Annotated in this window: 17 protein-coding genes; 14 read left to right on the top strand and 3 right to left on the bottom strand. The window is 71.3% G+C overall.

Annotated elements, in window-relative coordinates; translation table 11 throughout:
* The first annotated feature begins 102 nt into the window (after window positions 1-102).
* From WMF45_RS03755 to WMF45_RS03730, 6 genes are all read left to right on the top strand, one after another.
* Entirely contained in the window at window positions 103-1044 is a 942-nt protein-coding gene (locus WMF45_RS03755) for an aldo/keto reductase (protein ID WP_437715592.1), read from the top strand.
* 5 nt (window positions 1045-1049) lie between these two features.
* On the top strand, window positions 1050-1883 hold the full coding sequence (locus WMF45_RS03750) for a 3'(2'),5'-bisphosphate nucleotidase CysQ family protein (protein ID WP_437715591.1): 834 nt from the start codon (window positions 1050-1052) through the stop codon (window positions 1881-1883).
* A 6-nt stretch (window positions 1884-1889) separates the two neighbouring features.
* The gene (locus WMF45_RS03745) at window positions 1890-3038 is read left to right on the top strand and encodes an NAD(P)/FAD-dependent oxidoreductase (RefSeq protein WP_437715590.1); all 1149 of its coding nucleotides are present in this window, start codon (window positions 1890-1892) and stop codon (window positions 3036-3038) included.
* A gap of 112 nt (window positions 3039-3150) precedes the next feature.
* The gene (locus WMF45_RS03740; RefSeq protein ID WP_437715589.1) at window positions 3151-3993 is read left to right on the top strand and encodes an SDR family oxidoreductase; all 843 of its coding nucleotides are present in this window, start codon (window positions 3151-3153) and stop codon (window positions 3991-3993) included.
* Window positions 3994-4213: 220 nt separating this feature from the next.
* Window positions 4214-5971 carry a hypothetical protein gene (locus WMF45_RS03735; RefSeq protein WP_437715588.1) on the top strand — a complete coding sequence of 586 codons (1758 nt, stop codon included), beginning with the start codon at window positions 4214-4216 and terminating at the stop codon, window positions 5969-5971.
* A gap of 278 nt (window positions 5972-6249) precedes the next feature.
* Entirely contained in the window at window positions 6250-8196 is a 1947-nt protein-coding gene (locus tag WMF45_RS03730; protein ID WP_437715587.1) for a sigma 54-interacting transcriptional regulator, read from the top strand.
* A gap of 366 nt (window positions 8197-8562) precedes the next feature.
* On the opposite strand, the gene rsgA is transcribed toward WMF45_RS03730, so the two are convergent.
* A complete protein-coding gene (gene rsgA, locus WMF45_RS03725; RefSeq protein WP_437715586.1) occupies window positions 8563-9555 on the bottom strand; it encodes a ribosome small subunit-dependent GTPase A in 993 nt (330 codons plus the stop codon).
* A 966-nt stretch (window positions 9556-10521) separates the two neighbouring features.
* On the opposite strand from rsgA, the gene uvrB reads away from it, so the two are divergent.
* From uvrB to WMF45_RS03705, 4 genes are all read left to right on the top strand, one after another.
* Window positions 10522-12681 carry an excinuclease ABC subunit UvrB gene (uvrB, locus tag WMF45_RS03720; protein WP_437715585.1) on the top strand — a complete coding sequence of 720 codons (2160 nt, stop codon included), beginning with the start codon at window positions 10522-10524 and terminating at the stop codon, window positions 12679-12681.
* Between the two features lie 142 nt (window positions 12682-12823).
* The gene (serB, locus tag WMF45_RS03715; protein ID WP_437715584.1) at window positions 12824-14008 is read left to right on the top strand and encodes a phosphoserine phosphatase SerB; all 1185 of its coding nucleotides are present in this window, start codon (window positions 12824-12826) and stop codon (window positions 14006-14008) included.
* Window positions 14009-14306: 298 nt separating this feature from the next.
* On the top strand, window positions 14307-15326 hold the full coding sequence (locus WMF45_RS03710) for a LacI family DNA-binding transcriptional regulator (RefSeq protein WP_437715583.1): 1020 nt from the start codon (window positions 14307-14309) through the stop codon (window positions 15324-15326).
* A 183-nt stretch (window positions 15327-15509) separates the two neighbouring features.
* On the top strand, window positions 15510-17447 hold the full coding sequence (locus tag WMF45_RS03705; RefSeq protein WP_437715582.1) for a glycoside hydrolase 5 family protein: 1938 nt from the start codon (window positions 15510-15512) through the stop codon (window positions 17445-17447).
* A gap of 81 nt (window positions 17448-17528) precedes the next feature.
* Here the strand turns inward: WMF45_RS03705 and WMF45_RS03700 are convergent, their stop codons facing one another.
* On the bottom strand, window positions 17529-19724 hold the full coding sequence (locus WMF45_RS03700) for an ABC transporter permease subunit/CPBP intramembrane protease (protein WP_437715581.1): 2196 nt from the start codon (window positions 19722-19724) through the stop codon (window positions 17529-17531).
* A gap of 6 nt (window positions 19725-19730) precedes the next feature.
* Window positions 19731-20516, bottom strand: coding sequence for an ABC transporter ATP-binding protein (locus tag WMF45_RS03695; RefSeq protein WP_437715580.1), 786 nt, complete (start codon window positions 20514-20516; stop codon window positions 19731-19733).
* Between the two features lie 182 nt (window positions 20517-20698).
* Here WMF45_RS03695 and WMF45_RS03690 point away from each other — a divergent pair, with 182 nt between their 5' ends.
* The 4 genes from WMF45_RS03690 to WMF45_RS03675 all read left to right on the top strand — a co-directional run bounded on the left by WMF45_RS03690 (window position 20699) and on the right by WMF45_RS03675 (window position 25328).
* A complete protein-coding gene (locus tag WMF45_RS03690; protein WP_437715579.1) occupies window positions 20699-20944 on the top strand; it encodes a hypothetical protein in 246 nt (81 codons plus the stop codon).
* A gap of 82 nt (window positions 20945-21026) precedes the next feature.
* A complete protein-coding gene (locus WMF45_RS03685) occupies window positions 21027-22223 on the top strand; it encodes a hypothetical protein (RefSeq protein WP_437715578.1) in 1197 nt (398 codons plus the stop codon).
* A gap of 260 nt (window positions 22224-22483) precedes the next feature.
* Window positions 22484-23317 (top strand): bifunctional hydroxymethylpyrimidine kinase/phosphomethylpyrimidine kinase, encoded by an 834-nt coding sequence (thiD, locus tag WMF45_RS03680; protein WP_437715577.1) that lies wholly within the window; start codon window positions 22484-22486, stop codon window positions 23315-23317.
* Window positions 23318-23642: 325 nt separating this feature from the next.
* Window positions 23643-25328 carry a protein kinase domain-containing protein gene (locus WMF45_RS03675; protein WP_437335956.1) on the top strand — a complete coding sequence of 562 codons (1686 nt, stop codon included), beginning with the start codon at window positions 23643-23645 and terminating at the stop codon, window positions 25326-25328.
* Window positions 25329-25472: the final 144 nt, after the last annotated feature.

The raw sequence follows: 25472 nt of genomic DNA, 5'->3' as shown, positions 1-25472 counted from the left end.
GGCAGCTCCGCCGCTCCAGAGGGCGCGCGACGCGGCGCGCCGTACCCGGAGCTCCGCCCCTATTTCGTGGCGCCCTCCCGGCGCTGGTGTAGATCGCCGCCCGTGAGGAAGCGCCCCCTCGGCAAGACGACCCTTCAGGTCTCGGAGCTCGCCCTAGGCACCTGGGGACTCTCCGGCGACGGCTACGGTCCCGTCGCCGACATCGAGATCGATCGCGTCATCGATCGCGCGCTCGCGGTCGGCATCGACCTGTTCGACACCGCCGACGTCTACGGCCGCGGCGAGATGGAGCGCTGCCTCGGCAGGCGGCTCCAGGGCGCCGGCCCGACGTTCGTCGTCACCAAGATCGGCACCGTTCGCGACGGCGATCCCCCGACCAAGCGGTTCGACCCGGCCCACCTCCGCACCGCGTTCGAGCGGTCGCAGGAGCGCCTCGCCCGCGAGGTGGTCGACGTCGTCCTGCTCCACAACCCCACCGTGGCCGCGATGCAATCGAAGGAGGCCCTCGCCTTCCTGAAGGACCTCAAGCAGGCCGGGAAGATCCGCGCCTACGGCGTGAGCGCCGGCTCCGCGGACGTCGCCCGCTCCGCGCTGCGCGACGAGGTCGACGTCATCGAGATCGCCTACAACGCCTTTTTCCCCGGCGACCTCCACGACGTCGCCGGCGACGTCTCCGAGTCCGGCGCGGGCGTCCTCGCCCGATCGGTGCTCGCGCACGGGCTGCTCGCCGGCCAGTGGAGCTTCGAGCGCGAGTTCTACCTCGACGATCACCGCTACCAGCGGTGGACGCGCGACGAGCTCAAGACCCGCATCCGCCAGCTCGACGCGCTCCGGCCGCTGGTCTCGGGCGCCGTCACGTCGCTCCGCTCGGCGGCCCTGCGCTTCGTCCTCGCGAACCGCGTCGTCTCGTCCGCCGTGCTGGGCCCCCGCTCGGTCGCCCAGCTCGACCAGCTCGTCCGCGAGGCCGGCATGCCGCCCTACCTCCAGGACTCGGCGCTCACGGAGCTCTCCGTGCGCCTCAGGCAGGCCGGGATCGAGGTGTGAGCACGATGGACAAGAACGACAGGGAGCTCGACGAGATCGTCCGCATCGCGCGCGCCGCGGCGGCGATCGTGATGGACGTGTACGCGACGCCGTTCGCCGTCGAGATGAAGGGCCCCGGCGACCCGGTGACCCGCGCCGACCGCGAGGCGAACACGCTCATCTGCAGCGCGCTCGAGGCCGCGTTCCCCGGCGAGGCGATCCTCGCCGAGGAGAGCGTCCCGACCGGCGACGAGCTCGCCTCGCGCCTGCGGAAGGAGCGGGTGTTCTTCGTCGACCCGCTCGACGGCACGCGGGAGTTCGCGGACAGGAACGGCGAGTTCGCCGTGATGATCGGGCTCGCGGTCCGCGGCCGCGCGGCGCTGGGCGTCGTGGTGATGCCCACGACGGGCGAGGCTTTGGCCGGCCGCGCCGGCGAGGGCGGCACCGCCTTCCTCGAGGCGAGGGACGGCAGCCGCAGGCCGCTCCGGGTCTCGGACGTGAGCGCGCCGGCCGACGCGACGCTCATCATCTCGCGCTCGCACCGGCCGAAGGAGCTCGAGCCGGTCCTCGCGCGGCTCGGCATCTCGAAGGTCGTCCCCTGCGGCTCGGTCGGCGTGAAGATCGCCCGGATCGCGACCGGCGAGGTCGACCTCTACGTGCACGGCGGCGGCGGCGCCAAGCTCTGGGACAGCTGCGCGCCCGAGGCCGTGCTCCTCGGGGCGGGCGGCAGCTTCACCGACCTCTCGGGCGCGCCCATCGACTACAACGGCCCCGGGCTCAAGCTCGGCCGCGGCATCATCGCCTCGAACGGCGCCCTCCAGGCCGCCGTCGTCGCCGCGGCGAGGTCGGACCTCGGCTGAGGCGCGATGCGGGGGCAGGCCGAGATCGTCATCATCGGCGCGGGGATCATGGGCCTCGCGATCGCGTACAACCTCGCGCGGCACCACGGCATCACCGACATCGTCGTCGTCGACCGGAGCTACCTCTGCGGCGGCGCCAGCGGGCGCAACGGCGGCGGGGTCCGGGCGCAGTTCTCGAGCGAGGGCAACATCCGGCTGATGCAGGAGAGCATCCGCATCTGCCGGGATTTCGCCCGCGAGATGAAGATCAACATCTGGTTCCGGCAGGGCGGCTACCTCTTCCTCGTGCGCAGCGAGGCGGGCCGCCGGACGCTCGAGAAGAGCGTCGCCGTGCAGAACGCGTGCGGCCTCGGGACGCGGATGCTCACCGCCAACGAGGCGCGCGCGATCGTGCCGCAGCTCTCGACCGACGGCGTCGTGGCGGCGAGCTACAACCCCGACGACGGCGTCGTGTTCCCCTGGCCGTTCGTCTGGGGCTACGCCGAGCGCGCGCAGAAGCTCGGCGTCGACATCGCCACCTTCACGGACGTCCTCGGCTTCCGCACGCAGGGCGCGCGGATCGACGCGGTGGTCACCGATCGCGGCGAGATCCGGACGAACAAGGTCGTCAACGCGGCCGGCGCGTGGAGCCCCGAGATCGCGCGCATGCTCGGCGTGGAGCTGCCCAACCACCCGCACCGCCACGAGATCTGCTCGACCGAGCCGCTCAAGCCCTGGCTCGGCCCGCTCGTCGCGGATCTCTCGAACGGGCTCTATTTCTCCCAGTCGATGCGCGGCGAGATCGTGGGCGGCATCTCCAACGAGGACGTCCCCGACGGCCTCGACATGGGGTCGAGCCACAAGTTCCTCTCCCTGTACGCGCGGGCGCTCGTCGCCGCGTGCCCCCTCCTCGGCAGCGTCAAGGTGCTGCGGCAGTGGGCCGGCTGTTACGACCTCACCCCGGACCAGAACCCGATCGTGGGCGGGGTCGACGAGGTCGAGCACTTCTACCAGGCCTCCGGGTTCATGGGGCACGGCTTCATGATCGCGCCCGTCATGGGCAAGCTCGTCGCGCAGCACATCGCCGAGGGCGCCTCCCTCCCCCTGTTCGACCGCTGGAACCTGCGGCGCTTCAGGGAGGGCCGGCTCCTCAGCGAGGCGATGATCATCGGCTGAGCGCCCGCCCCGGCGGCGCGGCGGCGGCGCTTCAACGCGGCGCGCGCGCCGCACACGCCGCGCCCCGCGCCCCCGCCGCGTCGCGCTTCGCCTATACTCGCGCCCCTTCGCCATGGGTCACCTCGTCCTCGTCACCGGCTCCTCCAGCGGCATCGGCCTCGCGACCGCGGTCGCGTGCGCGGCCGCGGGCCACCGGGTCATCGCCACGATGCGCCGCCCCGAGAAGGCCGGCGCGCTCCTCGCCGCCGCCGGCGCGCGGGGCGTCGCGCTCGAGATCGAACAGCTCGACGTCGCCGCGGCGAGCGCGCCCGACAGGGTCCGGGAGATCCTTCAGAAGCACGGCCCCGCCTACGCCCTCGTCAACAACGCCGGCATCGCGGTCGGCGGCGCCTTCGAGGAGCAGGCGGACGGCGACGTCCGGGCGCAGTTCGAGACCAACGTCTTCGGGCTGATGGCCGTGACGCGCGCGGTGCTCCCCGCGATGCGCGGCGCGGGGCGCGGCCGCATCGTCAACGTCTCGAGCCTCTCCGGGCTCGTCGGCCTCCCCGGCGTGAGCGCCTACGCGGCCACGAAGCACGCCGTCGAGGGCTTCAGCGAGGCGCTGCGCTGGGAGGTCGCCCCGTTCGGCGTCCACGTATGCCTCGTCGAGCCCGGCACCTTCAAGACCGAAATTTTCTACGAGAACCAGCGTCGCGGCGCCCACGTCTCGCTCGACGGCCCTTACGGCGCGATGACCAGGGCGATCGAGCAGATCGTCCTCAAGGACGCCGCCAAGGCGCCGCCGCCCGCCCCGGTCGCGGCCGCGATCCTCCGCCTCATCGACGACGCATCGCCGCCTTTCAGGACCCTCGTCGGCCGGGACGCACGGGCGCTCGTCGCGCTGCGCCGTGTCATCCCCGACCGGCTCTTCGCCACGGGGATCCGCCGGCTCGTCTCGGCGCCGCGCTCGCGTTGACACGTTCTCTGGCGGCGAATAGCGTCGGCTTCGCCGTTTCCATGGCGGAGCGGCGCCACGTCGTGGCCGAAGGGGGGCCGCGCCCCCTGCCGCGCGCTGTTTTTGTCCACTTTCGTCCCCTCAGGCTAACGAAGGCTAGCCGCTGACCGCCTCTCCTGAAGCGCGCCGTGCGACGGCGAGGTCAGGCCGGCAGCATCACCGAGGTCCCGGAGGAAACACCATGTCCCGCTCAGCACGCAGCATCCTGCCGCTCCTTCGCTCGCTCCTCCTGGGGGCCGCCACCGCGTCGTCGATGGCGCTCTCCGCAGGCGTCATCGTCGGATGCGGCGATGAGAACGACCCCGAGACGCACGTCAAGCGGCTCGACGACCCGGCCACGCTCACCGCCTCCGTCAACCGGCTCGTCCAGTTCTTCGAAGACGCGATGACGCGTGACAACAAGGACCGGACCGGCCCGACCGTGAAGCCGCTCCTCGACAAGATCATCGAGCCGATGACGCAGAAGTGCGTCGCCGGCGATCTCGACGAGCGCACGAACTCGAAGCTCATCAAGTTCATCTCCGACACGAGGGACCCGCGCGGCGAGGCCTGCCTCATCAAGGCGCTCAAGGACTACAAGCCCGAGTCCACCGAGGAGGACGTCCGCTGGGCCGTGCGCGGCCTGGGCGCGATGAAGTCGGAGAAGGCCGCCGAGCCGCTCATGGCCGTCTTCTCGAAGCTCCAGCACGGCAAGCCCAAGGGCTCGACGATCTCGCGCGACGTGCACGACGCGATGGTCGACATCAACAGCAAGTCCTGGGAAGACGGGCTCATCACGATGATCGGGCGCCCGATCAACGACCCGAAGGACGTCGCCACGATGCGGAACGAGCTGTTCTGGCAGATCACCGCCGCGGAGCTGCTCGGGTGGCAGCGCAGCGAGAAGGCGGTCGTGCCGCTGCTCAAGGTGGTGCTGTCGCCGTTCAAGGCGGACGCGGCCACGACGGCCATCCTGGCGCTCACGAAGATCGGCAAGCCCGCGATCCAGCCGACGATCGCGCTGCTCCAGGGCGACCAGAAGGAGCTCATCGAGTACTCGAAGGTCGAGAACCTGAAGGGCGCCGGCGGCGACAAGGCGAACGCGGAGCAGAAGAAGGCCGCGGAGACCGCCCACGTCGCGGCGGCCGCGCTCGTCCTGGCGACGATCGGCCGGCAGGAGTCGTCGCAGCCGCTGCTCGCCGCGCTCGAGAAGGCCGAGGACGTGCCGCGCGCCATCATCGCGCGCGAGCTGACCAAGGTGCCGAGGACGCCGGAGACCCTCGCGGCCTTCCAGGCGGCCTACGAGAAGACGCCCGCGGGGCTCGAGATGCCGCCGGCCGGCATCAACGCGCGGGTGATGCTCGCCGAGGCGGCGAGCAACTTCTTCGACGCGAGCCTCGTGCCGTGGCTCGTGAAGACCGGCCTCGAGGCGCGCGGCGAGGAGGACGACGTCGCGCAGATCCGCGACGTCTCGCTGCAGACGGCGCTCAAGCTGATGAAGCCAGACCAGATCGCCGACGTCGATCGGCTCGCGGGCACCCGCACGAGCGGCGGCGGCACGGTCGGCAAGTCGATGGAGAAGGAGATCAAGATCGCGAAGGAGCTGCTCGGGGCCTGCGGCACCAAGCTCGAGTGTTACGTCGGCAAGCTCGGCGAGCCGGCGTCGCAGGCGAAGGAGACGCAGTTCCAGGGGATCAAGTCCGCCTACATGGCGGGCGTGTTCGGCACCCCCGAGGTCCGGCAGCAGATCATCGACGCGATGCCGAAGGTCTCGAACGCGGCCGTCCGCTTCGTCTCGGTCTCGGTCATCGACGCCCTCTCGCCGAAGGGCGACGCCGAGGTCGCGACCAAGCTGCAGAAGATCGTCGACGAGGGCGAGGCCTCGAAGGATCCCGAGAAGATCGCCGGCAACGCGCCCTTCAAGACGGTCATCTACCGCCTCACCGCCCGCGCGCAGTGATCGACGCACCGCCGCCGTGCGCCCCGTCCGCGGTCGGGGCGCACGGAGCGCCTGGAGCGCGCAGGCGGGCACATCACCTGGCTCCAGATTTTCCTTGATTGGCGCCACCCGGGCGCGATGCTTGCGCGAGGCTCGCGTGAAGCTTCGCGCGATGCTCGCGCGAAGCTTGCGAGAAGCTTCACCGACGCGCCTGGCTCCTGATTTTTCCTGGCGTCTCCGCCGTCTTGACGGTTTACTCCGGCCCTTGTCACGGGGTCTTCCCGGCTGAAGAACGAACCATGATCGTGCTCGAGGTAACCCAGGGTCTCGCTGCCGGGCGCACCTTCGAGCTCCAGGGCGAGCTGATCACGCTCGGGCGCTCGTCGGACAACCGCGTCGTCCTCGACGATCGCCACGTCTCCGGGGCGCACGCGCGCATCGTGAGCGGCGCCGACGGGGTGATCCTCGAGGATCTGCGCTCGACGAACGGCACGAGCGTGACGCGGCGGGGCGAGCGGCTGGAGCTCGGCGCGGGGCGCAGCGCGCTGGCCCTCCAGACGGGGGACGTCATCGAGCTCGGCTCCGGGGACGCGGTCACCCGGATGGTGGTGAAGATCCCGGAGGAGGCCGACGACGCGCGGGTCGTCTCGATCCGCCGCCTCGACGAGATCGAGCCTGCCGAGGCGAAGATCGAGCGCGACCCGAGCGCGCTGTCGGCGATGTACGCGGCGCAGAAGCGCATCGGCGCGGCGACCGATCTCGACGAGGTGCTCGCCGAGATCGCCGACGCGGTGCTCGCGCTGGTGCCGAGCTCGACGCACGTCACGGTGGTGCTGCGCGACGACGACCAGGAGCCGGGCGCGGCGCCGGCGGCGTTCGTGCCGGTGCTGACGCGGGTCCGGTCCGCGTCGGGCAAAGGGGGGCCGCCTGCAGGGCCGGTCCCGATCACGCGCAGCGTTTACCGGAAGGTGATCAAGGAGCGGGCGGCCGTGCTCGCCGCCGACGCGCCGATCGAGGTCGGGCAGTCCGAGTCGCTGATGGGCGCCTCGATCCGCAGCACGCTCGCCGTCCCGCTCTGGAAGGGCGAGGAGATCATCGGCGTGCTCCAGGCCGACAACCGGAGCGTGCCCGGGATGCTGAACGCCGGCGACCTGGAGACGCTCCTCGTGCTGGCCGCCAACGCCTCGCTCGCGGTGGCGAACGCCCGGCTCATCAAGCGGCTCGTGCTCGCGGAGGAGCGGCTCCAGAAGGAGAACAGCTTCCTCAAGGGGCGCGAGGAGCGCCGCCGGGGCGGCAGCGGGGGCGCCGTCGACATCATCGGCAACAGCGACGCGATGCGGAAGGTGATCGGGCAGCTCGACAAGGTGGTCGACACGCGCGTCACGGTGCTGATCGAGGGCGAGACGGGCACGGGCAAGGAGCTCATCGCCGCCGCCGTCCACTACCGCTCCCGCCGCCGCGACAAGCTGTTCGTCGCGCAGAACTGCGCGGCGCTGGCCGAGAGCCTCCTGGAGAGCGAGCTGTTCGGGCACAAGAAGGGGTCGTTCACGGGCGCCACCGAGGAGAAGAAGGGGCTGTTCGAGATCGCCGACGGCGGCACGCTCTTCCTCGACGAGATCACCGAGACGCCGCTGTCGCTGCAATCGAAGCTCCTCCGGGCGCTCCAGGAGGGCGAGATCCGCCCCGTGGGCGCGACGAGCCCGAAGCACGTCAACGTGCGCATCGTCGCCGCGACGAACCGGAACCTCGAGGACGAGGTGGCCAAGGGGCGGTTCCGCGAGGACCTCTACTACCGCCTCAAGGTCTTCCCGATCCGCCTGCCGCCGCTGCGGGAGCGGCGCGACGACATCTCGCTGCTCGCGGCGCACTTCCTGGAGCGCTACGCGGACGAGATCGGCAAGCCGTGCGGCGGGTTCAGCCAGCAGGCGATGGAGCTGATGGTCGCGTACGACTGGCCGGGCAACGTCCGGGAGCTCCAGAACGAGGTGCAGCGGATCGTCATCCAGCTGGAGCCGGGGGCGTTCGGGACGCCGGAGCTGCTCTCGCCGAGGATCCGGCAGGTCGAAGGGCTCATCGCGCGGGCGGGGACGCCGAAGGGGTCGCTCAAGGAGATGATGGACGCGGTCGAGAAGTTCTTCCTCCTGGAAGCGCTGCGCGGGCACAACAACAACAAGACCAACGCGGCCAAGTCGCTCGGGATCACGCGCGAGGGGCTCCACAAGAAGCTCCGGCAATACGGGATCTGACGGGCACGGGACGGAGAGGGAGGGCTCTGCATCCAGGACGCGGGGGAGCCCCCGGGAGGGGGTGTCGCGCGCGGGGCCGGCGGGGGGCCCTTCCCACGAACTCGCGCCTTGTGGTGGCTATGGCCGGCTGAACGGGGGAAGGAGAACCAGGGGCGAGTGGCTTCGATGCGGGCCGGCGCTCGGGTTCGTGGGGCCCTTCCCCCGCCAGCCCCGCGCGCGACACCCCCTCCCGAGGGCTCTTTCCAAGGGATGGGAAGAGCGGTCTCGAGGGGGCGCGCAGACGGGCGGGGGGAGGATGCGGGGGATTTGCTGGCGGGCTCTACGCGGGGTGGCGGGGACGCTGGGTCTGGCCGCCGGGGGGCTCGCTTATCGCTTCGGATTGGCGCGCATCTGCTTCGAGATCTGCTTCCAGCGCCGCTTCTCCTCGATTTTCGCGCGCACGTCCTGCTGGCCGGCGAGGTAGCGGCGCTCCGCACCGAGCTTGAGGTAGGCGCCGAGACGCTCGGGATCGAGGTCGCCGTCCTTGATGGCACGGAGCACCGCGCAACCGGGCTCGCCGTCGTGCGCGCAGTCCCGGAAACGGCAGGCCGCGGCGCGGGCCTCGACGTCGTCGAAGCCGGCCGGGGCACTGCCGCCCGCAGACCAGACGCCGAGCTCCCGTATGCCCGGCGTGTCGATGAGGAGGCCACCGCCAGGGATCAGGAACAGCTCCCGGTGAGCCGTCGTGTGGCGGCCACGCTCATCCGACGCCCGGATCGCGCCCTCGAGCTGGACCTCCGCGCCGAGCAGGCGATTGCTGAGCGCGGACTTCCCCACGCCGGACGAGCCGACGAGGGCGATGGTCTCCCCTGCCCCGATCTCGGCGCGGAGCGCGTCGAGGCCGGCGCCGGAGAGCGCGCTGACGAGCGCGATCGGCACAGCAGGGGCGACGTCCCGCGCCGCGTCGATGTACCGCTCCGGATCCGGGCAGACATCGGCCTTGTTGAGCACGAGGACCGGGCGAGCGCCGCTGTCGAGGACGGCGTCGATGTAACGCTCGAGGCGGCGCAGGTTGAAGTCGGCGTTCAGCGACGTGACGATGAACACCTTGTCGATGTTGGCCGCGAGCACCTGAGCCTCCACCGTGGGCCCCGCGGCCTTGCGGCGCAGGCACGTGCTCCGCGCGAACGTGTGCACGATGTACGAAGGCCCGGCGCCGTCGCCAGGCCTGAGGCCCACCCAGTCACCGACGGTGGGGAGCGCCGCGCGGTCAGCAGCCTCGTGCGCGAGGCGACCGCTGACCACCGCGATGCGCGGGCCATCCGCGGTCTGAACGTGGTGCCTGGACGCGGAGGCGAGGACGACACGCGCAGGCTGCACGGCATCCTTGAGACAGGCGAGCTGGCTCGCGAAGAAGGGAGTCCATCCAAGCCCGACCAGATCGGGCTGCATTTCGTGCTGCGAAGACGGATCAACGAGAGAATCGAGATGAGTTTGCATGACGGACGAGCGCTCCATGGCGTTCGGCCGCGCCCGAGCTCGGGGCGCGGCGATCGACGGACAGGGCGCGGCGGCGCACAAGCGCGCACGCGCCGGCCATTCCACGCGCGGGGCCGCCGCGGAGCGGAGCTCGTCGATCGATCAGGACGTCACGCCAGAAGGCACACCCGGCCAGGGCAGATCCCTGGGAGGGGCACGCGCTCAGGGCACACACGCGCCCCTCAGGGCACGCGGGCGACGTCGCGGAGACGTGGAGACGAGCTCAGCCGGCCGCGGCGGAAACGACGGCGGCGGCGCAATGGGTGTGCAATGTGTTGGCACTCATGACCTGACCTCCGTGTCGGCTCACGTCACCACGACGCGACAGCACCTAGAATCCTATGGCCCCGCGCCGACGTCAAGCGCTCTCGGCTCGGCCCGGCCGTATGGACAGCGAGCACAGCGCGCGCGTACGGAGCGCGCTTCATTCAACGAGCGCGCGGAGCCCGCTCTGGACAACGAGCGCGCGGAGCCCGCTCTGGACAACGAGCGCGCGGAGCCCGCTCTGGGCAACGAGCGCGCGGAGCCCGCTCTGGGCAACGAGCGCGGCGAGGTGCGGCGCATGCGGCGGAGCGGGGACGAGCGTGCGCCGGACGGAGGCGCGCGGGACGACGTGGGGCGCCCTCGTTCCAGGTGAACGACAGTGGGTCGACAATTTCCGCGCGACGCGACCGATGGTTGCCGATAGTTGGAAGACCGACGAAGCCGGACGAGACCACGCCTTCCTGGCGAGGCCACGCCGCCCTCCGGCCCTGACGGCCGCGGAGGTTGCGAGGAGCGCCTCGCCGCACTAGGGTCCTCCGCTCCATGCCCACACACTTCGAGCTCGTCTCCGAATTCAAGCCGTGCGGTGACCAGCCTCGCGCGCTCCAGGAGATCTGCTCCGCTTTCGAGCAGGGCGAGGCCTTCCAGGTCCTCCTCGGCGTCACGGGCAGCGGCAAGACGTTCACCGCCGCCAAGGTGATCGAAAAGCTGCAAAAGCCGACCCTCATCATGGCGCCGAACAAGACGCTGGCGGCCCAGCTCTACGGCGAGATGCGGGAGCTCTTCCCCAACAACGCCGTCCACTACTTCGTCAGCTACTACGACTACTACCAGCCCGAAGCCTACGTCCCGACGAGCGACACGTTCATCGAGAAGGACGCGATCATCAACGACGCGATCGACCGCATGCGCCACGCGGCGACGCACGCGCTGCTCTCGCGGCCGGACGTGATCATCGTCGCCTCCGTGAGCTGCATCTACGGCATCGGCTCGGCCGAGAGCTACCACGGGCTCCTGATCAAGCTCGAGCGCGGCACCGAGATCCGCCGCGACGAGCTCCTGCGGCGGCTCGTCGACATCCAGTACACGCGGAACGACGTCGATTTCCACCGCGGGACGTTCCGCGTCCGCGGCGATGTCGTCGAGATCTTCCCGGCCTACGAGGAGGCGCTCGCGATCCGGGTCGAGTTCTTCGGCGACGAGATCGAGGCCATCAAGGAGGTCGACCCGGTCCGCGGCAAGGTGGTGGGCCAGCTCGATCGCTACGCGGTGTTTCCCGGCTCCCACTACGTCACCGAGCAACAGCAGCTCAGGCTCGCGATCCAGGCGATCCGCGAGGAGCTGCGCGAGCGCATCGACTTCTACGACAGGGCCGTGCGCTTCCTCGAGAAGCAGCGTATCGAGCAGCGCACGATGTACGATCTCGAGATGCTGGAGCAGATGGGGTTCTGCAACGGCATCGAGAACTACTCGCGCCACCTCTCGGGCCGGAAGGCCGGCGAGCCCCCGCCGACGCTGATCGACTATTTCCCGAAGGACTTCCTCCTCATCATCGACGAGTCGCACCAGACCGTCCCGCAGGTCGGGGCGATGTACCGGGGCGACCGGGCGCGGAAAGAGACGCTCGTCGAGTACGGGTTCCGGCTCCCCAGCGCGCTCGACAACCGGCCGCTCAAGTTCGAGGAGTTCGAGCAACACTACGCGCAGGTCCTCTTCGTGAGCGCGACCCCCGGCGACTACGAGCTGCAGAAGTCGGCCGGCTCGGTCGTGGAGCAGATCATCCGGCCGACCGGGCTCATCGATCCGCAGATCCAGATCCGCCCGGTGTCCGGTCAGGTCGACGACCTGCTCGCGCGCATCCGGGAGCGGGTAGGCCGCGGCGATCGCGTGCTCGTCACGACGCTGACCAAGCGGATGGCCGAGGATCTGACCGAGTACTACACGGAGCTCGGCATCCGGGTCCGCTACCTCCACTCGGACGTCGACACGCTCCAGCGCGTGGAGATCCTCCGCGATCTCCGGCGCGGCGAGTTCGACGTGCTGGTCGGCATCAACCTGCTGCGCGAGGGGCTGGATCTGCCCGAGGTGTCGCTGGTCGCCATCCTCGACGCCGACAAGGAGGGCTTCCTCCGGAGCCCGCGCTCGCTCATCCAGACGATCGGCCGCGCCGCACGCAACGTGAACGGCGAGGTCGTGATGTACGCCGATCGCATCACCGAGGCGATGAAGCGCGCGATGGACGAGACGAACCGGCGGCGCGCGATCCAGGAGGCGTACAACAAGGAGCACGGCATCACGCCGGCCACGGTGAAGAAGGCGATCCTCGACCTGTCGCCCACCTCGGGCACGCGCGACTACTACGCCGTCCCGAAGGGCCCGGCGAAGCCCGCGGGCGAGGCGGCGCGCGCCGCGGTGGACCTGGTCGACCAGATCGACGCGCTCCGGCAGGAGATGTTCGCGGCGGCGGAGAACCTCGAGTTCGAGAAGGCGGCGCGGCTGCGCGATCAGCTCCGTCAGCTCAAGGCACAGCAGGGGGACGGGGACGCCGGCGCGGCGCGCGAGGCGGCCGAGGAGAAGCCGGCGCGGGCTGGGCGGCCGGCGAGCCGGCGCGGTCCGGGCGGCAAGGGGGGCGGGCGGCCGGCGGCGGGCGGCAAAGGGGGCGGACGGGCGGCGGCGGGGCGAGGGGGCGGGCGCTACCGATAGCTGCGGAGCCTGCGGGGGAGGAGGCTGCGCGCGCGGGGGGCGGTGGTTTGGCAAACGCTCTTTCGGTGAAGCATCGTTTTGCTTCGTGCAGCGAGCTATCGGCGTCGACCCTGCCGCGCGGCGCTGTTAAGGGGGCTCCGGCATGGCAGTCTCGTCCGATCCGATACTGGTCACCGTCACCGGCAGGGACCACCCCGGCATCACCGCTCGACTCACGGGCATCCTCAGCGATATCGGCGCCACGCTGCTCGACATCGAACAGGTGGTGGTGCACGGAAACCTGAACCTCGCGCTCCTCGCGCTCTTCCCCGAGACACGCAGCGGACTCAAGGAGCTTCTGTTCGCCGCGAAAGAGCTCGGCGTGACGCTCGACTTCAAGCCGCTCGACGGGGGCGCGCCACGGCGCACACCCGGGAGCCGGTACGTGGTGACAGCCATCGGCCGCGAGCTCGGCGCGAAGCCGCTGCACGACGTGGCCTCCACACTCGCAGCCCACGGCGCAAACATCGAGAAGATCGCGCGGCTGTCGGTCGAACGCCTCTCCTCGGTGGAAATCCAGGTGCTGCTCCAGCGCGAAGAGGAGGCCGACACCCTCAAGCAGGCCCTCCTCGCGCTCGCGACGCAGAACAGCTTCGATCTCGCGCTGCAACGCGAGGGCCTGTTCCGCCGTAGCAAGCGGCTCGTCGTGATGGACATGGACTCGACGCTCATCCGGATCGAGGTGATCGACGAGCTGGCGCGCGCGAAAGGCGTCGCGGAGGAGGTGGCGAAGATCACAGAGCGCGCGATGCAAGGGGAGATGGATTATGACGAGTCGCTCCGCCAGCGGCTCTCGCTGCTCCGCGGCCTCGACGTCGGCGTGCTGCGGAAGCTCGCCGCAGAGCTCCCCATCACCGAGGGCGCAGAGACGCTCATCCGGGTGCTGAAGCGGCTCGGCTACCGGACGGCGGTGATCTCGGGCGGCTTCTCGATCGCAGCGGAGGCGCTGAAAGCGCGGCTCGGGATCGACTACGCCTACTCGAACGCGCTCGAGGTCGCGAACGGACAGCTGACCGGCCGGGTCACAGGGCCGATCGTCAACGCACAACGCAAGGCCGAGCTGCTCGAGACCATCGCCCAGGCAGAAGGCGTGTTGCTCGATCAGACCATCGCCGTGGGCGACGGCGCCAACGACCTCCTGATGCTGCAAAGAGCCGGCCTCGGCGTCGCGTTCCGCGCAAAGCCCAAGCTGCGAGAGGCCGCCGACACGTCCCTCTCCGCAAGCGGCCTCGACGCCATCCTCTTCCTGCTCGGCATCACCGAACGCGAGCTCCTCGAGGTGGCGTGAACAGCACGACACGGCCCGTCCGCCCAGCAGCGGAGTCCCACGGGACACAGCGCCACGCTTGACAGCGGCGCGCTGACCGGGCCCCCCCCCCGCGGCCGTCCGGCGCGGCGCCTGACCCGCCTCGCCTGGCCATGCGACGGTGTGGGAGGGGCTGCGCTGGGGTCGTCGCTCGCTCGCGGCGCTCGGCCCTGCGCGGCGTTCGGCTCGCCAGCGGGCCGTCGTGCTATCCAACCGGGGCCATGCGGCGGAGCGGGTTCACACGGCAGGCGCGATCCGTCGCCTGGAGCGGAGGTGATGCGTGAAGCGTCCGACGATCACGGACATCGCGTGGCGGGCGGGGGTCTCCAAAGGAGCGGTGTCGTATGCGCTGAACGGCAGGCCCGGCGTGTCGGAGCCGACGCGCGAGCGGATCCTGGCCATCGCGGCGGAGCTGGGCTGGCAGCCGAGCAACGCGGCGCGGGCGCTCTCCGACGGCCGCGCCGGCGCCGTCGGCCTGGTCATCGACCGGCCCGCGCACATGCTCGGCATCGAGCCGTTCTTCATGCAGCTCATCTCCGGCATCGAGGCGGAGCTGTCCGAGAAGGCCGAGGCGCTGCTGCTCAAGGTCACGGAGGATCGCGTGGCCGAGGTGGAGACCTACCGCCGCTGGTGGGCCGAGCGGCGGATCGACGGGGTGATCCTCGTCGACCTCTGCGACGACGATCCGCGCGTGAAGCTGATCGAGGAGCTGAAGCTCCCGGCGGTGGTGATCGGCGGGCCGGCGGGCAAGGGGCAGCTGCCCGCGGTATGGAGCGACGACGCGAGCGCCATGCGGGCCGTCGTCGACTACCTGGCCGCGCTGGGCCACCGGTCGATCGCGCGGGTCGCCGGCCCGGCCGAGTTCGTGCACACCGCGGTCCGCACCAAGGCGTTCACCGCGGCCGCGCGCCAGCGGCGCCTGGATCGGGTGCAGACGGTCCACGCCGACTACACGGGCGAGGCAGGCGGCCAGGCCACACGGCGGCTCCTGGCCGAGGCCTCGCCGCCCACGGCCATCGTCTTCGACAACGACGTGATGGCCGTGGCCGCGCTCGCGGTCGCCCACGAGATGCGCGTCCCCGTGCCGGAGCGCCTGTCGATCGTGGCCTGGGACGACTCGGCGCTGTGCCAGCTCGTCCACCCCGCCCTGACCGCGGTGCGCCGCAACATCGCCGAGCACGGCTCCCGCGCCGCCGCGCTGCTCCTCCGCCTCGTCGCCGGAGAGCCGGTCACCGACGACGAGTGCAGCGCGCCGACGCTCGCGACGCGGGGCAGCACCGCCCCGCCCCCCCGCGCATGAGCCGGCCCGAGCGAGGGCCCGGCCCACCGCACGGGCGCGTAGACTGAACCGATTAAGTAGCGTAAACGGAACCGATCAAGCGACCTGCCCGGCGCTCGCGCCTCGAGCGCGCGACCCGCGCCGCGAGCAGGGGGACGGACGGTGTTCGAGAGCGCCGCTCTGCATGACCAGGACGTGAGGACTATGCACCGCAATTTCGCCAAAGTCGCAGTTCGTCAACAGGCGGTCGCCTGGCTGGGGGCCAATTTCTGGTCGAGGAGCGGCGGCCCGCTCATGTGGCAGAGCTACGATCCGCTCGTGGTCCGCGAGGAGCTCCGGGTGCTCGCCGATCACGGCCTGACCATGACGCGGTCGTTCTTCTACTGGCCGCACTTCATGCCGGAGCCGGACCGGATCGACGAGGACTGCGTCGCGCGTTATGCCGATTTCCTCGAGGCGCACGTCGAGGCGGGCCTCACGACGATCCCGACCCTCCTCGTCGGCCACATGTCCGGCGAGAACTGGGACCCGGCCTGGCGGCGCGGGCGCGACCTCTACGGCGACGTGTGGATGGTGGCCCGGCAGGCCTGGTTCGCCGAGCAGATGGCGCGGCGCTTCGCGGGGCACCGGGCGGTGACGGGCTGGCTCATCTCCAACGAGATGCCGATCTACGGCGAGCGCGAGCGCTCGATCCGCGAGAACGTCACGAGCTGGGCGAGCCTGGTCGTGCAGGCGCTGCGCGCCGGCGGGGCGAGCCAGCCGATCTCGATCGGCGACGGCGCGTGGGGCATCGAGGTCACGGGGAACGACAATGGGTTCTCCGTCCGCGATCTCGGCGCGCTCGTCGACTTCCTCGGCCCGCACGTGTACCGGATGGAGAACGACCTGGCGCGCCAGCACTACGGCGCGGCGTTCGTCTGCGAGCTCACGGGCTTCCTCGGCAAGCCCGTCGTGCTGGAGGAGTTCGGCGTGTCGTCGGCCTTCGCGTCCGACGAGAACGCCGCGCACTACTACCGGCAGGTCCTCCACAACACGCTGCTGGCCGGCGCCACCGGGTGGATCGGCTGGAACAACACAGATTTCGATCTCATCCACCAGGATCCCTACAGGCACCACCCCTTCGAGCTCCACTTCGGGCTGACGACCGTCGATGGCCGCCCCAAGCCGCAGCTCGAGGAGATGGCCCGCTTCGCCAAGGTGCTCTCCGACATCGACGTCCTCGGCTGTGAGCGCGAGCCGGCCGAGGCGGCGCTGATCGTCCCGTCGTACCTGGAAGGCGCGTTCCCGTTCACGGAGGCCGAGGACCGCAGCTACCTGTTCACGATGCTGCGGCAGGCCTACATCGCGGCGAAGGAGGCGGACCTGCCGGTCGGGCTGACGCGGGAGCGGGACGGGATCGCCGAGGACTGCCGCCTTTACCTGCTGCCGTCGGCCAAGCAGCTGACCGCGCCCACATGGCACCTCCTGGAGCGGCTGGCGTCCGCCGGCGCGGTCGTCTACGCCTCGTACTGCCACGGCACGCACGGATCGCAGCGCGGGCCGTGGTACGCGCACCTCAACGCGATGTTCGGCGTCGAGCACCAGCTGCGCTACGGGATGATCGATCCGATCGAGGACGATCGCGCGAAGCTCACCTTCGAATGCCAGTTCGGCACCATCGCGGCGGGCACGACGCTCACGTTCCCTGTCTCCGGCACCGAGCACAGCCGCGCTTACCTGCCCGTGCGCCCGAAGGGCGCAGAGGTCGTCGCGGTCGACCAGCGCGGCCGGCCAGCGCTGCTGCGGCGCAAGATCGGGAGCGGCAGCGTCGTGCTCTGCACCTATCCGATCGAGCACTTCGCCGCAGCGACCCCGCGGATCAACCCGGAGCCGACCTACAAGATCTACGACGCGCTCGCCGAGCTCGCCGGCGTGAAGAGACCGGTCACGGTGGACGACCCGCGCGTCGCGGCCGACACGCTGCGCCACCGCGATGGCCGCCGCTTCGTGTTCCTTGTCAGCCAGGCGGATCAGCCGCTCTCGGTGAAGCCCGCCGCAGCCTCGGGGCACCTGACCGAGCTGGGCGGCAAGTCCCCGGTCCACGCCGTGGAGCTCGCGCCGTACGACGTGCGGATCCTCGAGCTGCGGCCGGAGCCGCGGTAAGCGCGGGCGTGGCTCCCAGGGTGCTGGTGCGCGATTCCCCTCCACGCGCACTCGCACACACCACCACCGTATTCGCCAGCTTCAGTCGTGTCCCCCACCGTCTCCGGATGCGCCGGCGCCGCGGCGATCGCGCGCTTCCATCTTTGCCTTCCCTTCCGGTTCCGGTTCCGGCGCGCTCGGCGCCGAGAACCGGAGCAGGAGCAGCCCGGCCAGCGAGACGACCATCCCCGCGAACGTCACGCTCCAGGGCAGGACCTCTCCTTCGAGGAGCCCTTGCGCCCATGACGGCTTGAAATAGAGGAGCGACACCGCGAGCCCGTTGTTCAGGGCGTGAAGCAGCGCTCCGGGCAAAACGGAGCCGGTGCGGTGGCGCGCGTAGCCGAGCGCCAGCCCGAGCGAGAAGGTCGGCAAGAGCCGGTACACCGACCCGTGCGCGAGCCCGAAGAGGAGCGCCGAACCGCCGATCGCCACCGCGGGCCCGGCGCGGCGCAGGCCTGCGTAGACGAGGCCGCGGAACAGGAGCTCCTCGCAGACGGCCGGCGTGACGGCGACGAGCAGCAGGACGACCGGGTACGGCTGCCCGCCGAGCAGCACGAGCTCGCCCAGCTCACGGGCGAAGGGCTCCGGCGCGGGGAACCACCGGAGGACGGTGCCGCCGATCGCGGCCCACGCCGCGACCCCGAGGAGCAGCGCCCCGGCGAGGCCCCGGACCGAGGCCGGCCTGAGGCCGAGCGTCGCCCGCGGCGAGTAGCCGAAGCCGGCGACCAGCGCGAGGGTCGGGACCAGGAAGAAGCCGACCTGCGAGACCGCGAGCTGGACCGCCACGCTGGTGCGGGCGATGAGCAGGCTGCCATAGAAGAAGAGCACCTGGACGCCCGCGAACGCCGCCAGCGAGAAGCCCGCCGAGGGCGCCCCGCCGGCCCGGCGCCCCAGGCCGAGCACGGCGCGCGCCGACTCGTGCCCCCCGAGGAGCACGCTCTCGCGCTCGAACACGCGCGCGGCGAAGAGGAGCGCGAGGCAGGCATAGAGCGCCGAGGAGACGAGCGCCGTGAAGAGGAGATCGGCCGGCGCCTCTCCGACGAACAGCGCCTTGATCAGCACCGCGATATTGAGGACCGGGGCGTAGGCCGTCCACGGGTTGAGCTCGACCACCGGCAGGGCGGTGATGCCGGCGAGCAGCGAGAGCGGCAGGTACGCCGGCATGAGCGCGTTCTGACCGTCCTTGAAGTCCTTCGCGAACACGGCGAGCGCGAGGAAAAGCGCCGAGAACAGGAGCGTCACCGGCACGAGCAGCACGAACGTCAGCGCGAAGGTGCCAGGGCCGACGACCATCGCGTCGGGCAGCAACCGGCTCACCGTGAGCGACATGCTCACCACGTTGCCAAGCGCCGTGAGCAGCGAGATGACCCACACGGCCAGGAACTTGCCCGAGATGATCTCGATGGGCCGCACGGGCGCGCATAACAGCGTCTGCATCGTGCCGCGCTCCTTCTCGCCCGCCGTCAGATCGATCGCCGGGAGGAAGCTGCCGAGGAGCGACATCAGGATCAGCAGCATCGGCATCATCGCGCCGAGGATCTGGCCGACCTTGCGGCTGTCCGCCGCGACGTCGCGCGGCACGACGTCGAACGCGCGCGAGAACCCCTCGGGCAGGCCGCGCTCTGCCTCTCGATCCGCGACGATGGCCCTGCGGGCGCGCTGCAGCGCACCCTCGAGGCGCGCCTCTGCCGTGGCCGAGTCGGCGCGGACCGAGTCGAAGTAGATCGCGACGGCGCCCTTCCCGCCGCGCCCGAGCTCGGCCCCCATCGATGGCCACGGCACGAGCACCGCGTCGACCTTGCGCTCGCTCACGGCGGCGCGCGCCGCGGCGAGCACGGGGTTCTCCGGCTCGATCCACCTCGGCGGCTCGGCCTCGGCCTCGGGGGGCGCCGCCTCGCCGTCGTCCAGCGCCGGCGCCGGTTCCGCCGGCGGCGCCAGCGCCCCGGAGAGGAGCCCCTCGCGCACGTCGGGGGGCGCGCCGGCCCACGGCGCGAGCTCGATCTTGCCCGCCGCGGAGAGCTTCGTCTCCAGCCCCTCGGCGAGCTCTCCCCAGACCGCGATCCTGGACGGGCGCGCCTCGCGCGCGGCCGCCTCGAAGCCGACGAGCTTGCTCATCGCGAGCGCGAAGAGCGGATAGAGCAGGAGCGGGACCACGACGAGGCGCACGAGCGTGCGCCGATCCCGGAGCGACTCGACGAGCTCCTTGCGGAGGATCGTCCAGACGATGGCGAGCCTCACGGCGCCTCAGCCTCCTCGGGCGGGCGCGCCGGCGCGCTCGGGCGTATCGCGCGGCGCGCCCGGGCGGCTCCGCTTCACGTGGTGGAGGAAGGCGTCGGTCAGGTTCGTTGTGCCGGAGCGCCCGAGGAGCTCGGGCAGGGTGCCGACGTCGACGACGCGCCCCTCGTGCATGAGGGCGATGCGATCGCAGAGGTACTCGGCCTCGCTCATGATGTGCGTCGAGAAGAGGATCGCCCTGCCCGCAGCGCGCTCCCGCCGGATCGACGCGACGATGAAGCGGCCGCTGAGGATGTCGAGCGCGGTCGTCGGCTCATCGAGGATGAGCACCTCCGGCTCGTGAAGGAACGCGCGCGCGATGTTGGCGCGCTGCTTTTGCCCCGTGGAGAGCGTGCCGCACGGCCGCGAGGCGAACGCGTCCATCTCCAGGTCGGCCACGAGCGCGTCGATCCGGCGCGAGAGCGCCGCCTCCTCCATGCCGTACAGCCGGCCGAAGTAGCGGAGCACCTCGCGGGGCGTGAGCCGCTGGTAGAGCTGCGTGTCCCCGGAGAGGAAGCCGAGGCGCTGCTTCGCCTCGAGCGGCCTCGCGGCCAGGTCGACGCCGCCGACCAGGATCTGCCCCTGGTCCGGCGACAGGATGCCGGCGAGCATCCGCAAGGTGGTCGTCTTGCCCGCGCCGTTCGGCCCGAGCAGCCCGACGACCTCCCCGGCGTACACGGCGAGATCGACCCCGTCCACGGCCGTGACGCCGCCGTACCGCTTCACCAGACGCTCGGCGCACAGGGCGGGGCGCATGGAAGCGTCTCCTAGTTCGGTCCGCGGCGCGGCGCAAAGCGCCTGTCGGACGGACCCGCACGCAGCGCGTGCCGCGGCGCGCCGCCCCTCTGCTCGCGCCGCCCGGTCGCCTCCGTCCAGGCGGCGTCGCGGCGCCGCCCCCTCGACGTCCGCCGCGGGCCCCCTAGACTACGCTGACGTCCATGCCAACGAGCCCGTCCTCGATGCCTTACCGCGACCGTACGACGCCCGAGCCGGTCCAGTGCCCCTGCGGCCACGGTCGCGATCATTATATGGTGAGCGCCGAGGCGGAGTACCGCGTCCTCGGGTACATCCAGCTCGCGTTCGGGATCTCGGCCCGGCCGACGAAGGTGAAGTACAGGTGCCGGCGCTGCGACACGGTCTTCGCGACGACGAAGGATCCCGCGGTCCTCGACAAGCATTACTGACGCCGAGGCCTCCAGCGCGATCAGGCACCTCCCCCTGCCGTGATCGCCTCGCTCGGCGCGCCCTGTGGCATACTCGTCGCCGATGCGGCAACGGCTCTTCACGATATCGCTCGTGATGCTCGGCGCGGCGGCCCTCCCGGCCGGCTTCCTGGCAGTCGCCTGCTCACCGGCGGAGCGCTCGTTCGGCGACAGCGGCGGCGGCGGGGCCGGCGGCTCGTCGCCGACCGGCAGCGGCGGTGCATCGCCGGTCGGCAGCGGCGGTGCATCGCCGGTCGGCAGCGGGACCGGCGGCGGCGTGAGCGCCGGCGAAGGCGGGGGAGGAGGAACGGGCGCAGCTGGCGGAGGGGAGATGCAACCATTGCCCCCGGAGGTCGTCGCCACCGGCCTTGACGACCCGTACTCGATCGCGGTCGACGACCAGAGCGTCTTCATCCTCTCCACCTCCACGCTGCTGCGTTGCCCCCTGGCAGGCTGCCCGGCTCCGGTAGTCCTCGCCGAGGGGCTCGGGCCTCCCTCGGGCGCCGCCATCGCCTCTCCCTACCTCATCGGGGTGGATCCCAACTTCGTTCACTGGCTGAGCTCCCCCAGCGCTGGAGGCTCGCGCCGCTACTACCGGTGTCCGGCGGCCGGTTGCTTCGCCCAGTCGCCGGTGGAAGTGTTGGAGTCCATCGTGGGCAACCTGAACCAGATCCAGGTGAGCGACGACGGCGTGGCGCGCATCTCGGACAAGTTCGATGTCCTCGAGTGCGATAACGGCCAATGCCAGCGGATCCGCTGCGTGAGCGCGGACGGGATCCGTTCTTTCGTCATGGATGGGACGACCGTCTACTGGGCCCACGCCACCGATCCAGGAGGCGTCTATTTCTGCGATCCCGGCAATGCCGACGGCGCGATCCAGCTCCACGCCGAGCACGGCGTCGTGATGGCGATCCACGACGGGATTCATTACGTGATGAACGCGGTCAAGAGCACCATTTTCGCGTGCAAGAAGACCGGGTGCGGCGGCAGCCCGACGACCTTCGTCGAGGGCGAGCCGTCATTGACCAGCATGGCTGTCGGCCCCACAGGCGTGTACTGGACCGCCCTCGGCACGGCCATGAGCGCAGACGGCGTCGTCAAGATGTGTCCGCTGGACGGCTGCGGAGGCGGCCCTCGGGTCATCGCCTCGAACCAGGCGCGGCCGACGAGCATCCGCCTCCGGAACGGCTTCGTCTACTGGTCCAACCGCGGCCTGGCCGGGAGCCCGATGTCGGGTGAGATCGTGCGCGCTGGCCTCTGACGCACAGCCGGGATCGCGGCGCGGGCGCCTGCGCTCGCGGCGGCGAGCAGAGCGCTCGACCTGCCGCCGGCCCGACCTCCCTGGCCAGCGGCCCGCGGCCCTCTCGCGCCGCCGGCAAGAACCCCTCGCCACTCGGTGCATTTCAGGACACCCTGCGCGCTCGCCATGCGCGCCTCTCGAAGCTCGCTCCCCGCTCTCCCAGCGCACCTGCCGCGCGGGGGCCGACCGGCCTCCGCGACCGCCCGCCGCCGGAGCGCGCCATGAAAGGACGCGTCCTCATCGTCGCCGGCTCCGACTCGGGCGGCGGCGCAGGAATCCAGGCCGATCTCAAGGCGGTCACCGCGCTCGACGCGTTCGGCGCGACGGCGATCACCGCGCTCACCGCCCAGAACACCCGCGGCGTCGACGCCGTGTTCCCGGTGCCACCCGACTTCATCGGTCGCCAGATGGAGGTCGTGCTCGACGACATCGGCGCGGACGCCATCAAGACCGGGATGCTCCACTCGGCCGAGGTCATCGACGAGGTCGCGCGCGTCTACGAGCGCCTCGGCCGCGGCGCGCCGCTCGTGGTGGACCCGGTGATGGTCGCCAAGGGCGGCGCCCGGCTGCTGAAGTCCGACGCGGAGGGCGCCCTGCGCGCCCGGCTCCTGCCGCTCGCGGCGCTGCTCACGCCGAACATCCCCGAGGCCGAGGCGCTGACCGGCGTGGTCATCGACAGCGTGGACGCGATGCGCAGCGCCGCCGCGCAGCTGCTCGCCATGGGTCCGCGCGCGGTGCTGCTGAAGGGGGGGCACCTTCCGGGCGCGACGGTCGTCGACGTCCTCCGGGCCGCGCCGGGGCCGGGGCCCGGCGCCTCCGGCGTGCCGGAGGGCGAGCAGCTGTTCGAGGACGCGCGCATCGAGACGCGCGCGACCCACGGCACGGGCTGCACGCTCGCCTCGGCCATCGCCGCTGGTCTCGCCCAGGGCCTCGCCCTCGTCCCGGCGATCGGGCGCGCGCGGCGCTACCTCCGCGAGGCGATGCGCTCCGCGCCGGGGCTCGGCCAGGGCCACGGGCCGCTGAACCACGCCCACACGGCGCGGCCGTTCCCCTGAACAGCGCGGCGCGCCGCGCGCGTCTGTGGACGACCGCGACGACCGCGACGACCGCGACGACCGCGACGACCGCGACGGCCGCGACGGCCGCGACGACCACGGCGGCCCCGCGCCGCGGGTCCCGCGCGGCGGCCCGGCGCCTCTGCGAAGGAGCGGCGGGGCGGCCCCGTGCGGCGCCGGACGGGCCGCGTGCAGCGCTTGTGCAACGACTCGTTGCGCCCGGCGCTCGAATGGACGACCCTGCGCGCAGTCCGTATCGGCGTCCCGGCGCGTCTCCTTCGGCGCCGTCGCGGAGCTCTTCCTCACCCTTCGTGCGCCCGTGGCCGTGACCAAAGATCCCCTCCCTCCCATCGACGTCGGAACGGTCATCAACGACCGCTACGAGGTCCTGAAGAGCATCGGCAAAGGCGGCATGGGCGAGGTGTTCTTGGCCTTCGACCGCCTGACCCAGCAACAGGTGGCGCTCAAGGTGGTGCCCGAGGCCTCCGCCATGCCCGGCGACGACGAGGCCCTGCGGCAGGAGGTGATCCTCGCGCAGAAGGCCCGCCACCCGAACGTCTGCCGCGTGCACGACCTGGCCCCGAGCCCGTGGGGGCCCATCCTCGTGATGGAGTACATCCCCGGGCAGACGCTCCACAACCACATCCGCAAGCGCAAGACGTCGGGCGGGTTCAGCGCCGACGAGTTCCGAAAGATCTCGACCGACGTCTGCGCGGGGCTCGCCGCGATCCACCAGCAGGGGCTCGTGCACGGCGATCTGAAGCCCGGCAACGTGATGGTCGCCGATGATCGGGCGGTCATCCTCGACTTCGGCTTCGCGAAGGAGCGCGCCCGCGCCGCCGTGCGCAAGCCGGGGGCGCCTCCGGACGGCGGCACGCCTCACTACATGTCGCCGGAGCGGCTGCGCAGCGGCGGCGCGAGCCCGGAGGACGACGTCTACGCGGCGGCGCTGACGCTCTGGGAGATGTGGACCTGCCGCGTCCCCGAGCCCGGCTACAAGCCGCGGCTCAAGACGATGAAGCAGCAGATCACGTTCGACGTGCCCGCCGCGCTGACGAACGACGAGATCAGGCAGATCTTCCGCGCGCTGAACCCGGATCCGCAGATGCGCCCGCAGGCGCGGCACATGCGGTTCTTCAACCCGACGCAGACCACGACCGCGCCGATCCAGCTGCCGCGCGAGCGCATCGATCCCGGCCCCGCGCCTGGGCGGGCCATCAAGACGCAGTTCACGCCCGGCGCGCAGTCGCTGCTCATCACGTACGCCACGAACGCGCCCGACAGCGTCGCCACCCTGTTCCCGCTTCAGAAGCCGGTGCTCTCCATCGGCCGCCGCAGCGATCAAGACCTCGTCCTCGCCGAGGCGACCGTCTCCGGATCCCACGCGCTCCTCCGCTGGCAGACGGGCTCCTGGCTGGTCGAGGATCTCAACAGCACGAACGGCACGTACGCGGACTTCCCCTTCGAGCGCAAAGCGCAGGTCTCGCTGCTCCATGGGGCCGAGGTGCAGCTCGGCGAGTGCCGTCTCATGGTGGTCACGTTCGGGCCCGACTCGCCGCACCACGACAAGGCGAAGCGTTACCTCGCCCGGCGCGACGGCCTCACGGGGCTGCTCGTGCGCGAGTACCTGATGAAGGCCATCGACGAGGACGGCTTCTTCGCCGAGTGGGCCGAGGTGCCGATGCAGATCGCGCGCTTCGAGCTCCGCGGCCAGAACGGCCTCGTCAGCTTGCGCCCGACGATCCTCGAGATGCTCGCGCTGCGCAAGGCCGCGCTTCAGGTCGTCGATTTGACCCAGACGCTGCTGCTCAGCCTGACGCCGGCCGCGGCCGGGCGCACCGGCCCGCTCACGTTCGTCGTCTCCATCGTGGGTCCCAACCTGGACGAGGCCCAGCACGTGGTCGAACAGGTCGTCGCGCAGGTGCAGGGCACGCTCCCCGAGACGCTCGAGCTGACCGCCACGCTCGTGAAGTGCGAGCCTGGCCGCCCCGCGCGCACGCTGATCGACTGAGGCAGACCGCCGGGTCGTCGCTCGACCGTCGCTCGACCACCGGGCGGTGGATCGAGCGCGCGTTCCGTCACGAAGGCACGTAGCCCATCACCAGGCGCACCGCGCCGGCAGCACGCCACGCAGCACCTGCACCCTGCGAGCGCT

Origin of the sequence: Sorangium sp. So ce448 (assembly GCF_051520915.1) — a bacterium.
Classification (GTDB): domain Bacteria; phylum Myxococcota_A; class Polyangia; order Polyangiales; family Polyangiaceae; genus Sorangium; species Sorangium cellulosum_B.
This window is presented reverse-complemented; position numbering and strand designations above follow the sequence as displayed.